General features: G+C 73.5%; 12 protein-coding genes. 4 read left to right on the top strand and 8 right to left on the bottom strand.

The window, feature by feature from the left end; all coding sequences use genetic code 11:
• Positions 1 to 406: 406 nt before the first annotated feature.
• Positions 407 to 1,117 carry a peptidase gene (locus tag B7C62_14365; protein ID ARF73320.1) on the top strand — a complete coding sequence of 237 codons (711 nt, stop codon included), beginning with the start codon at positions 407 to 409 and terminating at the stop codon, positions 1,115 to 1,117.
• A gap of 256 nt (positions 1,118 to 1,373) precedes the next feature.
• Here the strand turns inward: B7C62_14365 and B7C62_14360 are convergent, their stop codons facing one another.
• The 5 genes from B7C62_14360 to B7C62_14340 all read right to left on the bottom strand — a co-directional run bounded on the left by B7C62_14360 (position 1,374) and on the right by B7C62_14340 (position 6,280).
• On the bottom strand, positions 1,374 to 2,711 hold the full coding sequence (locus tag B7C62_14360; GenBank protein ARF73319.1) for a two-component sensor histidine kinase: 1,338 nt from the start codon (positions 2,709 to 2,711) through the stop codon (positions 1,374 to 1,376).
• A 154-nt stretch (positions 2,712 to 2,865) separates the two neighbouring features.
• Positions 2,866 to 3,579, bottom strand: coding sequence for a DNA-binding response regulator (locus B7C62_14355; GenBank protein ID ARF73318.1), 714 nt, complete (start codon positions 3,577 to 3,579; stop codon positions 2,866 to 2,868).
• Between the two features lie 17 nt (positions 3,580 to 3,596).
• Positions 3,597 to 4,292 (bottom strand): hypothetical protein, encoded by a 696-nt coding sequence (locus B7C62_14350; GenBank protein ARF77160.1) that lies wholly within the window; start codon positions 4,290 to 4,292, stop codon positions 3,597 to 3,599.
• Between the two features lie 128 nt (positions 4,293 to 4,420).
• A complete protein-coding gene (locus B7C62_14345; GenBank protein ID ARF73317.1) occupies positions 4,421 to 5,134 on the bottom strand; it encodes a SigE family RNA polymerase sigma factor in 714 nt (237 codons plus the stop codon).
• Between the two features lie 207 nt (positions 5,135 to 5,341).
• The gene (locus B7C62_14340; protein ID ARF73316.1) at positions 5,342 to 6,280 is read right to left on the bottom strand and encodes an adenine glycosylase; all 939 of its coding nucleotides are present in this window, start codon (positions 6,278 to 6,280) and stop codon (positions 5,342 to 5,344) included.
• Between the two features lie 233 nt (positions 6,281 to 6,513).
• Between B7C62_14340 and B7C62_14335 the strand changes: the two genes are divergently transcribed.
• Positions 6,514 to 7,377, top strand: coding sequence for a hypothetical protein (locus tag B7C62_14335; GenBank protein ARF73315.1), 864 nt, complete (start codon positions 6,514 to 6,516; stop codon positions 7,375 to 7,377).
• 220 nt (positions 7,378 to 7,597) lie between these two features.
• Here B7C62_14335 and B7C62_14330 read toward each other — a convergent pair whose 3' ends face one another.
• Together B7C62_14330 and B7C62_14325 are read right to left on the bottom strand one after the other, a co-directional pair.
• Entirely contained in the window at positions 7,598 to 8,722 is a 1,125-nt protein-coding gene (locus B7C62_14330; protein ARF73314.1) for a DNA integrity scanning protein DisA, read from the bottom strand.
• 80 nt (positions 8,723 to 8,802) lie between these two features.
• Positions 8,803 to 10,215 (bottom strand): DNA repair protein RadA, encoded by a 1,413-nt coding sequence (locus B7C62_14325; protein ID ARF73313.1) that lies wholly within the window; start codon positions 10,213 to 10,215, stop codon positions 8,803 to 8,805.
• 371 nt (positions 10,216 to 10,586) lie between these two features.
• On the opposite strand from B7C62_14325, the gene B7C62_14320 reads away from it, so the two are divergent.
• Positions 10,587 to 12,407 (top strand): hypothetical protein, encoded by a 1,821-nt coding sequence (locus tag B7C62_14320; protein ARF73312.1) that lies wholly within the window; start codon positions 10,587 to 10,589, stop codon positions 12,405 to 12,407.
• A gap of 37 nt (positions 12,408 to 12,444) precedes the next feature.
• On the opposite strand, the gene B7C62_14315 is transcribed toward B7C62_14320, so the two are convergent.
• The gene (locus tag B7C62_14315) at positions 12,445 to 13,287 is read right to left on the bottom strand and encodes a hypothetical protein (GenBank protein ARF73311.1); all 843 of its coding nucleotides are present in this window, start codon (positions 13,285 to 13,287) and stop codon (positions 12,445 to 12,447) included.
• Positions 13,288 to 13,327: 40 nt separating this feature from the next.
• On the opposite strand from B7C62_14315, the gene B7C62_14310 reads away from it, so the two are divergent.
• On the top strand, positions 13,328 to 14,278 hold the full coding sequence (locus B7C62_14310) for an exopolyphosphatase (GenBank protein ID ARF73310.1): 951 nt from the start codon (positions 13,328 to 13,330) through the stop codon (positions 14,276 to 14,278).
• Positions 14,279 to 14,354 lie beyond the last annotated feature (76 nt).

The following is a 14,354-nucleotide window of genomic DNA, read 5'->3' as shown; positions in this document are numbered from 1 at the left end:
CGGGCCGAAGGTCCTGAATCGGAAGGACTTAGGTCCCACCGGCGGTGACAAGGCGCACAGGCCGAAACATGCCTACTATCCACGGCCGTAGACGGCGCTGGGATCGGCGGAGGGTCCTTCGGCCCGGCGGGCGGAGCCCGGTCCGGAGCATCGGGCGATACGGCCCGTTCGTGGCCCCATGTCCGGAAAAGTGCCCGCAGAACAGCGTTTAAACCTCATTCGGGTGAGGGATTTCGTCGCCCGCCCCGGGCCCCGAAACGGGACAACCGAGACGAATTCCCGGGCCCCTCTCTACGGCTTTTCTTCGTAGATGGGGTGTTTGAGCATCGGCCGGGGGGCGGGTTACCAAGGTTGAGCAAGCCCGGACAGCACGCCGGGTCCACTCACCTTCGGAGGACTTCACCGTATGAAGCGCGCAACGAACCAGCACACCATCCGCCCGACCGCTTCCCGTATCCGCGGCGCCGTCCTGGCCGCCGGCCTGGGAGCGTCCGTGGTGCTGGGTGCAGGCACGGCGTTCGCATCCGGTACCACCGGTACCGCCGCTCTTGCCCCGGGTTCCGCCGCCGAGGCCGTCGCCCAGCAGGCGGCCGCGCAGAGCAAGGCCGCCGACGCGGCCAAGAAGGCGGCGGCGAAGAAGGCGTCCGACGCCAAGAAGAAGGCCGAGGACAAGAAGAAGGCCGCGAAGAAGAACGCCGCCTCCTGGAAGTCCCCGGTCAAGAAGTACACGCTGACCGCCAGCTACGGGAACGGTGGCGCCCGCTGGGCCGCCAAGCACTCCGGCCAGGACTTCGCGGTGCCGGTCGGCACCCCGGTCTCGGCCGTCCACACCGGCACCGTCGTCAAGGCCGGCCCGAACGGCGCCGGTGACGGCCCCGCGTACGGCAACGCCGTCGTGATCAAGCACGCCAACGGCAAGTACTCGCAGTACGCGCACCTGTCGAAGGTCAACGTCAAGATCGGCCAGAAGGTCAAGACGGGCCAGAAGATCGCCCTGTCCGGCAACACCGGAAACTCCAGCGGCCCGCACCTGCACTTCGAGATCCGCACCACCCCGAACTACGGCTCGGCGCTGAACCCGGCCGCGTTCCTCCGCTCGGTGCACGTCTCCATCTGATCCGGCCGGCGTAACCGCGCGACCCCGGCCCGGAGACCGGCGAACCGGTCCGTACCCGGCGGGCGCGCAGCACAACCGAAGAGCGTTTCAGTGGACCCGTTACACCCCGGTACCCGGGGCGTGCGCCCGGGTCACCCGACCGACGGCGACGTCGAGGACAGCCTCACGGCTCACTCCTCGGGGTCGCCGTCGGCGTTGTACCGGACGGACGGACGGACAGCCGGCCGGGAGGGCGGAAGGGCCCGGGTCCGGGGGCTCACCCCTGCGGCTGCCGCTCCTCCGCCACCCGCAGCACCGGAAAGCTCCCCGTCGTCGTCGGCGCGTGCTCCGGCAGCCACAGCACCGCGATCGCACCCCCCGTGCCCTCCGCCGCACCCGAGGGCGCCGCGTTCCGGAAGGTCAGCCGGGCCCCCAGCACCCGCGCCTGGCCCGCCGCGATCGTCAGGCCCAGGCCGTGCCCGTGCCCGGCGCGGTCCATCGACCCCGTACGGAACCGGCTCGGCCCGTCCCGCAGCAGCTCCTCCGGGAACCCCGGACCGTGGTCCCGGACCCGTACCACCCGGCCCTCCACCGTGACCTCCACCGGGGTGGAGCCGTGCTTGGCCGCGTTGCCGAGGAGATTGCCGAGGATGCGCTCCAGGCGGCGCGGGTCCGTGGAGACCCAGGACTCGTGCACCACCCGCACGGTCACGTCCGGGTCCAGCAGCCCGACCCGTCGGCTGACGAACTCCCCGAGCGGCAGCTCCTGGAGCTCCGCCCGCTCCGACGCGCTGTCCAGGCGGGCCACCTCCAGCACGTCCTCGACCAGCGTCCGCATCGCCTGGGCCCGGTCCCGTACCAGCTCGGTCGGGCGGCCCGGCGGCAGCAGCTCGGCGGCCGTGAGCAGCCCGGTCACCGGGGTGCGCAGCTCGTGGGCGATGTCGGCGGTGACCCGGCGCTCAGCCTCGATCCGCTCGTTCAGCGCGTCGGTCAGCGCGTCGACCGCCCGCGCCAGCTCGTCCGTCTCGTCGCGGACGACCCCGCCCACGGCCTCCCGGACCCGTACGTCGGTGTGGCCCTCGGCGACCCGGCCCGCCGCTGCCGCCGCCTTCCGGAGGCGGCGCGAGAGCTGGCCGCCGATGAGGACGCCGAGCGCGCAGCCGACGAAGACCACGGAGACCGAGCCGATGATCAGGGCCCGGTCCAGGTCCTTCATGATCGTCGCGGACCGGTCCGCGAACCGGGTGTGCAGCGAGAGCACGTCCCCGTTGGCCAGCGGGACGGCCGCCCACACATCGGGCACCCCGTCGGGGGTCTGCGCCACATGCGTGGCCCGCCGGTTCTTGCGGACCTCGTCGCGCAGGCTCGGCGGGATCGTCGGGTCGTTGAGCTTCGCGCCGAACTTGGGCGCGTTCTTCTGCATGCCCGTCGCCTCGTAGAACCGCTGCGCGCCCAGCAGCCGCTCCAGCTGCACCTCGCGGGCGTTCTCGATCATGGAGACCCGGGCCGCGTTGTGCACCACCAGGCTCAGCGCCACCGCGATGAGCGCGCCGACCGCGGCGATGGCGATGCTGATCTTCCAGCGGACACCGGTCCGCAGGGCCAGTCGTTTCACGGGCACCTCACCGGCCGTCCCGCCCCCGGGTGTCCCACCGGCTGTCCTGCCCCCGGATGCCTCATCGGCCGCCCCACCGGCTGTCCTGCCCCCGGGTGTCCCACCGGCCGTCCCGCCCCCGGACGCCTCACCGGTCGCCCTGCCCCCAGCCGCCTCATCCGCGCAGCTTGTAGCCGAAGCCGCGGACCGTCTCGATCCGGTCCTGGCCGATCTTCGTGCGCAGCCGCTGGACGTGCACGTCCACGACCCGGGTGTCGCCGCCCCAGCCGTAGTCCCAGACCCGCTCCAGGAGCTTGTCGCGGGAGAGTACGGTGCCGGGCGCGGAGGAGAACTCCAGCAGCAGCCGCATCTCGGTGGGCGTCAGCGCCACCTGCTCACCGCCGCGCCGCACCTCCATGCCCTCCGTGTCGACCTCCAGGTCGCCGAAGACCAGCACCCCGCCGAGCCCCTCGGCCTCCCCCTCCGTACCGCTCCGGCCCGTGCCCTCCGGTCCGGCCGCGTGGCCGAAGCGGCGCAGTACGGCGCGGATACGGGCGACCAGGACCGCGCCGTCGAAGGGCTTGGTGACGTAGTCGTCCGCCCCCGCCTCCAGGCCGAGCACCACGTCGATGGAGTCGGCCCGCGCGGAGAGCATGATCACGGGGACGGTGGACTCGTCCCGGATGCGGCGGCACAGGCTCACCCCGTCGAGCCCCGGCACCATCACGTCGAGCAGCGCGATGTCCGGCCGGTCGGCCCGGAACGCCTCCAGGCCGGAGAGCCCGTCGGGCATCGCGGTGACCGTGAAGCCGACCCGCTCCAGAGCGAGCTGGGTGGCCTCACGGATGACATCGTCGTCCTCGACGAAGAGGACGTGGGTCTCGGCCATGCGCCTGCTTCCCGCTTTCAGTTCCCGCTCGATCGTTCCTGCTCGTCCGGCTCGTCCGGCTCGGCCCGCTCCTCCGGCTCGTCCGGTTCCACCGGTTCCGTCTGTGCGGGCAGTTCACCGTCCGTGTCGTCGAGGCCACGGCTGAAGTCGTTGTGCACCCGGTCGTGCTCGGCGAAGCGCCCGTCGGTCCAACGGTAGGTGACCACCTCGGAGCCGGACGGGAAGGCCATCGGGTCCTTCTCCCGGTACACCTGGGTCGTCACCACGAGGTCGCCCCGGTCGATGGTTCCGTAGACGGCGGGGACCTCGGCCATGAAGACGTTCTCGTACGAGCCGTCCTCGCGCGCGCGGTAGACATACGTGCCGATCCCCACCGAATCGGCGCAGCTCATCACGTTGACCACGACATCGGCGGACGGCCCGTCGGTCATCGAGCCGTAGGAGGTGTCGACCGGGTACGCCTTGCCGGCGCAGGGCTCCAGCACGTCCTTGACCTGCTCGCTCACCGCGGGATCGCCCTTGACGAGGGCCACCACGTTGACACGCCGGGTGACGGGGGTCGTGCCGGAGGGGACGGGGCGCGGGGAGACCTGGGCGACCGACTGGCCGCCGGCCGGGCCCTCGTCGCGGGTGCCGGTGCCGCCGGTGGAGCAGCCGACGCAGAACAGCCCGAAGGCGGCGAGTCCGGCCAGGGCCGTACCACTCGCCGCCATCCCTGCCCGGAACCTGCCGTTCCGGCGGGGTCTCCCGGAGGGGCTCCCGTCGTCGGCACCCGTCCCGCCGCCGCCGACGCCGTCCCCCTCGCTCCGGCCGCCGTTCCCGCTGCCGTCGCTGCTGCCTGTCAGGCCGCGCACCGCTCCCGCCCCCGCTCGTCATGACGCCCGTTCCGCTGCGCCCGCGCTCCCACGACGGAGGTGACCTTCGACCGCTGGGCCGGAACCCGGCCGGTGGCGGCGGGCGCCGCACTCCGGTGGCTCCCGGCTTCCCGGCGGCCCCCGGCCTCCGGGCCGCTCCCGGTTCCCCGGTGGCTCCCGGTCTCGCGGGCGACCGCCTCGCGGCTCGTCAGCTCACGGCTCTCCAGCTCCTGACGCAGACGCGCCAGCGCCCGGTGCAGCGTGCTCTTGACCGTACCGGCCGACATGCCGAGCGCCGCGGCCGTCTCCTCCGTACTCATCTGCTCCCAGTGTCGCAGCACGACGACGCTGCGCTGCTTCGGAGCCAGGATGCCGAGGATGTCCATCAGCAGGGCGCGGTCCGCACGCTGCTCGCTGCCGTCGTCGACGCTCGCGTCGGGCAACTGCTCGGTGGGCACCTCGTCGAGCTTGCGCGCCCGCCACCACTCCGTACGGGTGTTGATCATGACGCGGCGCAGATAGGCGTCGGCGAGGGACTTGTCGGCGATGCCGTCCCAGCGGCCGTACGTCCGCACCAGCGCGGTCTGGAGCAGGTCCTGCGCGTCCACGGGGTCGGGAACCAGACGCCGTGCGCTGCGCAGCAGCGCCTCCTGCCGTGTGCGTACGTAGTCCTCGAACGCGAGCACCTCGCCCTGCGCCATGACAACCGCCTCCGTCCCCGTGGAATCCCCGTGTACTGCTGTCGGAGACGCTACGGAGGCGTTGTCACGAGGTTGTGCGGAGCAGCCGTACACCGACGCACGGCTGTCCATCGGTTGTGTAACAGCGCCGGTTCAGGACCGCATCACATCGGCGGTTCACAGCACCGGTCCACGTCACCGGTCCACACCGGCGGTTCACGTCACCGTTCACGTCAGCGGCAGCCGGTACCGGCCGTCCGCCAGCGGTTCGACCAGCCCGTCGGCCACCAGCCCGTCCAGCGCCCGGGCCCGCTGCACCGGCTCCTCCCACACCGCGTCCAGAGCGGCCTGCGGTACGGGGGTGAGCGCATCGCGCAACACCGCGAGCAGCCGCCCGCGCACCTGCCGGTCGGTCCCCGCGTACGTCTGGCCCTTCCGGGGCGGCCCCTCGTGCGCGGGCTTCCCGGCCAGCCGCCAGGCGCAGTGCGCGGAGATCGGGCAGCGCTCACAGCTCTCGTTGCGCGCGGTGCACACGAGCGCGCCCAGCTCCATCGTGGCCGCCGCCCACTTCGCCGCGCGCTCGTCCTCGTCCGGGAGCAGGGCGCGGGCGAGCTTGCGCTCGGCGGCGGTGGTGGCGTTCGGCGGGTACTGGATGCCGTTCGCGGCGCGGGCGAACACCCGGCGGACGTTGGTGTCGAGCACCGCGTGCCGCTGTCCGTACGCGAACGAGGCCACGGCCGCCGCCGTGTACTCGCCGATCCCGGGCAGCGCCAGCAGTTGGCTGTGCTCGCTCGGTACGTCACCGCCGTGCCGTTCCGTTATCGCCTGCGCGGCCCCGTGCAGCCGCAGCGCGCGGCGCGGGTAGCCGAGCCTGCCCCAGGCGCGGACCGCTTCCCCGGGCGCCTCGGCGGCCAGGTCGGCGGGGCGGGGCCAGCGGGCCAGCCACTGCTCGTACACCGGGAGGACCCGGCTCACCGGAGTCTGCTGGAGCATGAACTCGCTGACCATCACCCCCCAGGCGCCCGCTTCGGGGCGGCGCCAGGGGAGATCGCGGGCGTGCTGCTCGAACCACCCGATGACGGGGGTGTGGAGGGCGGCGGCGGGGGGCGTCTGCGGCCCCTGGGGCGTCTGGGGCGTCTGGGGTGAAGTCGAAGTCATGGCAGTCATCGCACCGACGATCCTGACACGGAAGGCGGGAGCGGTGTCACGGGTACGGGGGTGTCGGCCCGCGCGGCGGTCCCGGAGGGTGAGAACGCCACCCGTTCTGTCCCCTGTGACCGAACTCCCGCGACCGGCCCCCGTGATGATCATCGGCAGAACCTGATGATGATCGGCAAAACTTGTGACCGGAGCGGCGGGTGGGGCCTGAAGCGGCCCCGATCTCTCGTAGAGTTCGACCCGTGGGATCTATGCGCAATCCGGTCGGTCCGCTTCCCTCCAGCATCTACTGGCGACGAAGGGCGGTAGCGGGGCTTCTGGTTGCGCTCCTCGCGGCCCTGATCGCCTGGGCGGTCACCTCCGCGGGCTCCGGCGGCACCAAGGACGACGCCAAGCCCGGCGGCTCCGACCCGGTCAAGTCGATCACCCCCGGCCCGTCGAGCTCCGGCCCGGCGATCACCCAACGGCCGGGCGGGCGCGACGAGTCGGACGACGCGGACGGGGAGAGCGGCTCGGGCGGCACGGCCGGTTCGATCGGCCCCGGCGACGGCGCCACGGGCGGGGGTTCCGGCGGCGCGAGTGACGGTACGGGATCTGACGGTACGTCAACCGGCGGTGCGGGCACGGCCGGTTCGGGCAGTGGCGGTACGGGATCGGGCGGCGGCTCCACGGGCCGACAGGTCCCGGCGGGCTCCCCGCTCCCCGTGTGCAAGCCGGGCGCGGTGGAGCTGACCCTGCGCACGAAGGTCACGTACGGCCCCGACGACCGCCCCGAGTTCGAGATCATCGCCCGCAACACCTCGTCGGCCACCTGCAAGGCCGACCTGGGGCCGAAGAACGTGGTGCTCACGGTCACCGAGGCCGGGCAGAAGAACGACGACGTGATCTGGTCCTCGAAGGACTGCCCCGCGAACCCGGACCCGCTCTTCTTCCAGGTCCCGGCCGGGGCGACGGTCATGCACGCGGTGGAGTGGAACCGCGTCCGCTCCGCCCCCAACTGCGCCACCCCACCGGCCACGAAGGCGGGCCCGGGCACATACCTGCTGGAAGCGAAGGCCCCGAACACCAAGATCCGCCCGGCCTCCTTCGTCCTGAAGAAGGACTGACCGCCCACGATTTCAGCCCGCCCGTCGCCACCACTCCAGCCGGTCCGGCGTTTGAGGACGGCCCCGTCTGCGTGGACGGGCGTCGCCCTCACAGGACCGGGTGAGGCGGGCCATCCCAGCCCGTCCGGCGTTTGAGGACGGAACCTCCGGCCCCGGTGGACGGCACGCAAAAGGAGGCCGCCCGCAAAGGACGACCTCCCCGGTCAAACCCGGCCAGAAATCAGACGTACCGCTCCAGGATCGACGACTCCGCCAGCCGCGACAGCCCCTCCCGCACGCTCCGCGCCCGGGCCTCGCCGACGCCGTCCACCGTCTGGAGGTCGTCCACGCTCGCCGCCAGCAGCTTCTGGAGGCCGCCGAAGTGCTCCACCAGCCGCTCGATGATCGCCCCCGGCAGCCTCGGCACCTTCGCCAGCAGCCGGAAGCCCCGCGGGGAGACCGCCGAGTCCAGCGTCTCGGGCGAGCCGCTGTATCCCAGGGCCCGCGCCACCACCGGCAGCTCCAGCAGCTCCGTGTGGCTCAGCGCGTCCAGCTCCGTCAGCGCCTCTCCCACCGTGCGCGACCGTTTCGCCGTCGGCTCGGGCACATAGTCCCGGACCACCAGCTCCCGCTCCGGCTCCACGCCCGCGATCAGCTCGTCCAGCTGGAGCGAGAGAAGGCGTCCGTCGGTGCCGAGCTCGACCACGTACTCCGCGATCTCCGTCGCGATCCGCCGCACCATCTCCAGCCGCTGCGCCACCGCCGTGACGTCCCGGACGGTGACCAGGTCCTCGATCTCCAGCGCGGAGAGCGTGCCGGCCACCTCGTCCAGGCGGAGCTTGTACCGCTCCAGCGTGGCGAGCGCCTGGTTGGCCCGGGACAGGATCGCGGAGGACTCCTCCAGGACCCGCCGCTCCCCGTCCACGTACAGCGCGATCAGGCGCATGGACTGGGAGACCGAGACGACGGGGAAGCCGCACGCCTTGGAGACCCGGTCCGCCGTACGGTGCCGGGTGCCCGTCTCCTCCGTGGGGATCGAGGCGTCCGGGACCAGCTGCACCCCGGCCCGCAGGATCTTGGTGATGTCCTTGTCGAGGATCAGCGCCCCGTCGAGCTTGCACAGCTCGCGCAGCCGGGTCGCGGTGAACTCCACGTCCAGCACGAACCCGCCGGTACACATCGATTCGACGGTCTTGTCCATACCGAGGACGATCAGCCCGCCGGTGTTGCCCCGGAGAATGCGCTCCAGGCCGTCCCGCAGGGCCATTCCGGGCGCGACCGCGCTCAACGAGGCGCGCATCAGCGCCTCGTTACCGGTGCCTTGGCCGGACTTTCCGGGCGCTGTCGCCCGGTCGTTGGCTGCCACTGCACTCCTCCGGTCACAGGTTTGCGGTGCCCTTGCGTCCCCCATGCCGTGTCCACGGGCGGGCGAGACCAGGGCAAAGTCTACCGGCGCGCGTTGTCCTCCTGCGGTGCCTCCTGACGAGACCGGCGCGGGAGGACCCGCAGAGCGTCCCCCATGTCGGCGACTTCTGTGACCTTCATACCCGAAGGAACCCGTCCCGGGTCGGTCGGCACCAGGGCGTGGGTGAAGCCGAGACGGTGAGCCTCGGCCAGTCTCCGCTGGACCCCAGTCACCCTTCTGACCTCGCCCGCGAGCCCCACCTCACCGATCGCGACCAGGTTCTTCGGGAGCGGGGTGTCACTGGCGGCGCTGGCCAGCGCCAGCGCGACCGCGAGGTCGGCGGCGGGCTCGGTGAGCTTCACCCCGCCCACCGTCGCGCTGTAGATGTCCCGCTTGCCGAGCGCGCTGATCCGGCCGCGCTGCTCCAGGACGGCGAGCATCATCGAGACCCGGGAGGTCTCCAGGCCCGAGGTGGTGCGCCGGGGCGAGGGGATCTGCGAGTCGACGGTGAGCGCCTGGACCTCGGCGACCAGGGGCCGCTTGCCCTCCAGCGTCACCGTGAGGCAGGTGCCCGGGACGGCGACGTCGCGCCGGGTCAGGAAGAGGCCCGAGGGGTCGGCGAGCCCGGTGATGCCCTCGTCGTGCAGCTCGAAGCAGCCGACCTCGTCGGTCGCCCCGTAACGGTTCTTGACGCCGCGCACCAGGCGCAGCCGGGCGTGGCGGTCGCCCTCGAAGGAGAGCACCACGTCGACCAGGTGCTCCAGCAGCCGGGGCCCGGCGATCGCCCCGTCCTTCGTGACATGGCCGACGAGCAGCGTGGCCATCCCGCGCTCCTTGGAGGCCCTGATCAGCGCCCCGGCGACCTCCCGGACCTGGGCCATCCCGCCGGGCGCGCCGTCGATCTCGGGCGAGGCGACCGTCTGCACCGAGTCCAGGATCAGCAGCGAGGGCTTCACCGCGTCCAGGTGCCCGAGCACCGCCGACAGGTCCGTCTCCGCCGCGAGGTAGAGGTGGTCGTTGATCGCCCGGATGCGGTCGGCCCGCAGCCGGACCTGGCTCGCGGACTCCTCGGCGGTCACATAGAGCGTGCGGTGGTCGTCGCTCGCTGCCTTGGCCGCCACGTCCAGCAGCAGCGTCGACTTGCCCACCCCCGGCTCGCCCGCCAGCAGCACGACGGCCCCCGGCACGAGTCCGCCGCCGAGCACCCGGTCCAGCTCGCCGACACCGGTCGAGCGCGCCGTGGCCGTACGGCTGTCGACCTGGCCGATCGGCAGCGCGGCGGTGGAGACCCGGCCTGCGGCGGTCGTGCGCACGGCGGGCGCGCCGCCGAACTCCTCGACCGTCCCCCACGCCTGGCACTCGGGGCAACGGCCGAGCCATTTGGCGGTGGTCCAGCCGCATTCGGTGCAGCGGTAGGACGGCCGGTCCTTCGCGGATTTCGTACGGGCAGCCATGGCGTCACCGTATCGGTGGGGTCTGACAACGCCCCGCCGGGTGGGCCCGGCGACGACCGCCGGGCAGGGCCCGGACACCCCGCCGGGCGGGCTGATCACGCCCGCCGCACAGGGGCGCGGGGCGGCCCCTCCGCACAGAGGGCGCACAGAAGCACCGGGGGCGGACAGCGGAAGCGTCGGGGCGGGCGTCGGGAGCGGAGCCGGAAGCGCCACGGCCGGAAATCCGTGATCCCCGTTGATCCCGTCGATCCCCGTTGATCCCTGCCGGTCCCGTCGGTCTCCGTCCCCTTTCGGGCGATACCTTCACCCGTAAGGATGAAATGCGCTCAAGGGGCGCCAAGGGCACGTACTCCTCTGCCTACGGTCGCCGGGTGACGAGCAGCAGGATGCAGGCCCCCACGCACACCACCGGCGCACACCGGGCGCACCGACGAGCGCCTCACGCCTCGGACCGGCGGCCGGCCGCACGTTACGAACCGCACCTCGACGGCCTCTTCACCTACTGCCTCTCCGTCCTCTGCGACCACGAGGCGGCGACCGAGGCGCTCGGTGCGGTCCTGGCCATCGCGGACCGGCACGAAGCCCGGTGCCCCGAGGCCGAGGAGGAACGTCAATCCTGGCTCTACGCCCTGGCCCGGTGGACCTGTCTGCGCACCCTCACCGAGCGCAGGCGGGGCCGCCAGTCCCACCGCAGACCCGCCACCGCCCCGGCCGCGAAGGCGGAGCCCGCACCGCCCGCCCCGGACCCCGCGCCCCCCACCCCCGAGGACGCCACCACCCCCGACCCCGCCGAGTCCCCGGCCGCCGAGGCACGCAGGCGGGAGCTCGCCACACTGGCCTGGCCCGAGGCCGCCGGTACCACCCCCGAGCAGCGCGAAGCGCTCGAACTGGCCGTACGCCACCGGCTCACCCCCCGCGCCGTCGCCTCCGTGCTCGGCCTGGAGCCGGTCACCGCCCGGGAGCTCCTGGCGGCGGCCGCCTGCGAGGTCGAGCGCACCCGGGCCGCGCTCGTCGTCGTGGAGACCGCCGACTGCCCCACCGTCGCCCGGCTCACCGGCGACCACCAGGTGCTGCTCTCCGCCGCACTCCGCCGCGAGCTCGTCCGGCACGTCGACGACTGCCCCCGGTGCCGCCGCGCCGCCGAACGGGTCGACGCGGCAGGCCCCTGGCCCGGCGCCGCCGTCGCCCCGGCCGCACCGCTGCCGCTCGTCGAGGCCCCCCGCCCCTCCGTGTACGTCGCCCGCGCCCAGGCCCGGCGCTCCCGCTCGGGCGGCCCCCGCTTCGGCCGCACCGGCTACCCGCTGGACCCCAAGGACCACGCCGCCCGCCGGGACCGGCTGCGCGCCCGGGTCGTCACGACGACGGTGGTCGCCACCGTGGTCGCCGCCCCGGTGATCGCCCTGTGGGCCGCGTACCGGGGCGCCCCGGTCACCGGCGAGGGCCACGACGGCTCCAAGGTCACCGCCACCGAGATCGACGGCGCGGGCGAGATGAGCGGCGACCCCGGAGCCCCGTACGAGAAGGCGGGCAGCGCCCGCCCCGGCGACCGGCGCGGGGTGCACTCCCCGGACGTCACGGCCGAGGTCGTCAGCACCGGCGGCGACCGCGAGGGCGCGGGCCGGCTGACCGTCACCGCCCGGACCACCGGCGCGCTCACGGCCATCACGCTGACCGCCTCCGCCCGGGGCCCGGTCGAATGGTCGGCGGCCACGGACGCGCGGTGGCTGCACCTGAGCCGTACGTCGGGCACCCTGGCGGCCGGGAAGAGCACCACGATCACGGCCGCGGTGAACCACGCGGCGGCCCCGGGCGGCCCGTGGCGGGCCCGGATCACGCTGGACCCCTCGGGCTCCGCCGTGATCATCGACGGTCACGGCGCCACGGCCCCGCCGACCGGCTCCAAGCCCGGCCCGACCCGCCCCGCACCCGGTTCCCCCGGCCCCACGGACCCGCGCCCGACCGACCCGGGCCCGACCCGGCCCGGCCCCGGCCCCTCCGACCCGGGCCCCACGGACCCCGGCCCGACCGATCCGGGCCCGGGCCCCGGCCCCACCGACCCGGCCCCCACGGACCCCACCCCGACGGACCCGACGCCCACCGACCCGACGGACCCGCCCGAGCCGACGGACCCCGCCCCCACCGACCCGCCCCCGCCCTCACCGGACCCGGGCCCCCCGGACCCGACGGAGTGACGACGGGCGCCCGGAAAGCACACGCCGGGTGCCGCTCTCAGACCTGCGGGTCCGCCGGATGCGGCGCCATCGGCAGCAGCGAGGCGAGCCGCTCCTCGCACAGCTCCACCAGCCGGTCGTACCCCTCCTTGCCCATCAGCTCGATCAGCTCCGGGCGGTAGGAGACGTACACCGGCTCCCCGGCCCCGTGCGCGGAGGTGGCCGAGGTGCACCACCAGTGCAGGTCGTGGCCGCCCGGCCCCCAGCCCCGGCGGTCGTACTCACCGATCGTCACCTGGAGCACCCGGGTGTCGTCGGGCCGGTCGATCCAGTCGTACGTACGCCGTACCGGCAGCTGCCAGCACACGTCCGGCTTGGTCTCCAGCGGCTCCTTGCCCTCCCGCAGCGCCAGGATGTGCAGCGAGCAGCCCGCCCCGGCGGCGAATCCCGGCCGGTTCTGGAAGATGCAGGACCCCTCCCAGCGGCGCGTCTGGCGTTCGCCGTCCTCGTCGACGCCGACCCACCCCGTCTCCGTACCGACGTCGTGGAACTGCCACAGCTCGGGAGTGAGCCGTGCCACGTTCTCGGCCACCCGCTTCTCGTCGTCCTCGTCGGAGAAGTGCGCGCCCAGCGTGCAGCAGCCGTCGTCCGCGCGGCCCGCCTGGATGCCCTGGCAGCCGCTGCCGAAGATGCAGGTCCAGCGGGAGGTCAGCCAGGTCAGATCGCAGCGGAAGACCTGCTCGTCGTCGCCCGGGTCGGGAAACTCCACCCAGGCCCGCGCGAAGTCGAGGCCCTTCTCGTCGGACGGGTCCGGTCCGTTCGCCTCCGGCCGTGCTGCCTGCTTGTTCGACTTCTGCTTCTTCGTGGCTTTGTCCTGCTTAGCCTTTTTCGTCTTTGGCACGCGCCCAGAGTAGGTCCAATGGAGCAGTAGCGTTCCGGTCATGAGACTCGGAGTCCTCGACGTGGGGTCGAACACGGTTCATCTGCTGGTGGTGGACGCCCACCCCGGCGCCCGCCCGCTGCCCGCGCACTCGCACAAGGCGGAGCTGCGGCTCGCGGAGCTGCTCGACGCGGACGGTGCCATCGGCCCGCTCGGCATCGACCGGCTCGTGGCGACGATCGCCGGGGCGGTCCAGGCCGCCGAGGACAAGGGGTGCGAGGACGTGCTCCCGTTCGCCACCTCCGCCGTGCGCGAGGCGACCAACGCGGACGAGGTCCTGGAGCGCGTACGGGTCGAGACCGGCGTCGACCTCGCCGTCCTGAGCGGCGAGGAGGAGGCCCGGCTCACCTTCCTGGCCGCCCGCCGCTGGTTCGGCTGGTCGGCGGGGAAGCTGCTGGTCCTGGACATCGGCGGCGGTTCGCTGGAGATCGCCTTCGGGATCGACGAGGAGCCGGACACCGCCGTCTCCCTGCCGCTCGGCGCGGGCCGCCTCACCGGTACCTGGCTGCCGGACGACCCGGCCGGCCCCGAGCAGGTCCGGGCGCTGCGACGGCACGTCCGGGCCAGCATCGCGCGGACCGTGGGCGTCTTCAGCCGCTCCGGCCGCCCGGACCATGTGGTCGCCACCTCCAAGACGTTCAAGCAGCTCGCCCGGATCGCTGGGGCCGCCCGCTCCACCGAGGGCCTTTACGTGCAGCGCTGCCTCAGCCGCAGCGCCCTGGAGGAGTGGGTCCCGAAGCTGGCGTCGATGACGGTCGAGGAGCGCGGCCGGCTGCCCGGCGTCTCCGAGGGGAGGGCCGCCCAGCTGCTCGCGGGGGCGCTGGTGGCCGAGGCCGCGATGGACCTGTTCGGGGTGGAGGAGCTGGAGATCTGCCCCTGGGCCCTGCGCGAGGGCGTCATCCTGCGCCGCCTGGACCACCTCCCGGTGGAGCGGGCCGCGCTGCCGGGGTGACGGCACCCCGCCGTCGTACTCCCGGGGTGACGGCCCTCCCCGGCCGCGCTCCCGGGACGACGGCCCTCCCCGCGTA

The organism is Kitasatospora albolonga (assembly GCA_002082585.1).
GTDB lineage: Bacteria > Actinomycetota > Actinomycetes > Streptomycetales > Streptomycetaceae > Streptomyces > Streptomyces stephensoniae.
Note: the sequence above shows the minus strand (reverse complement) of the source record. Positions and strands in the feature narration are given on the sequence as shown.

Bases quoted from the DNA above. Each gene is read 5' to 3' on its own strand.
- B7C62_14365 (ARF73320.1), top strand. From the start codon at position 407: ATGAAGCGCGCAACGAACCAGCACACCATCCGCCCGACCGCTTCCCGT.
- B7C62_14355 (ARF73318.1), bottom strand. From the start codon at position 3,579: ATGGCCGAGACCCACGTCCTCTTCGTCGAGGACGACGATGTCATCCGT.
- B7C62_14350 (ARF77160.1), bottom strand. From the start codon at position 4,292: ATGGCGGCGAGTGGTACGGCCCTGGCCGGACTCGCCGCCTTCGGGCTG.
- B7C62_14345 (ARF73317.1), bottom strand. From the start codon at position 5,134: ATGGCGCAGGGCGAGGTGCTCGCGTTCGAGGACTACGTACGCACACGG.
- B7C62_14340 (ARF73316.1), bottom strand. From the start codon at position 6,280: ATGACTGCCATGACTTCGACTTCACCCCAGACGCCCCAGACGCCCCAG.
- B7C62_14325 (ARF73313.1), bottom strand. From the start codon at position 10,215: ATGGCTGCCCGTACGAAATCCGCGAAGGACCGGCCGTCCTACCGCTGC.
- B7C62_14310 (ARF73310.1), top strand. From the start codon at position 13,328: ATGAGACTCGGAGTCCTCGACGTGGGGTCGAACACGGTTCATCTGCTG.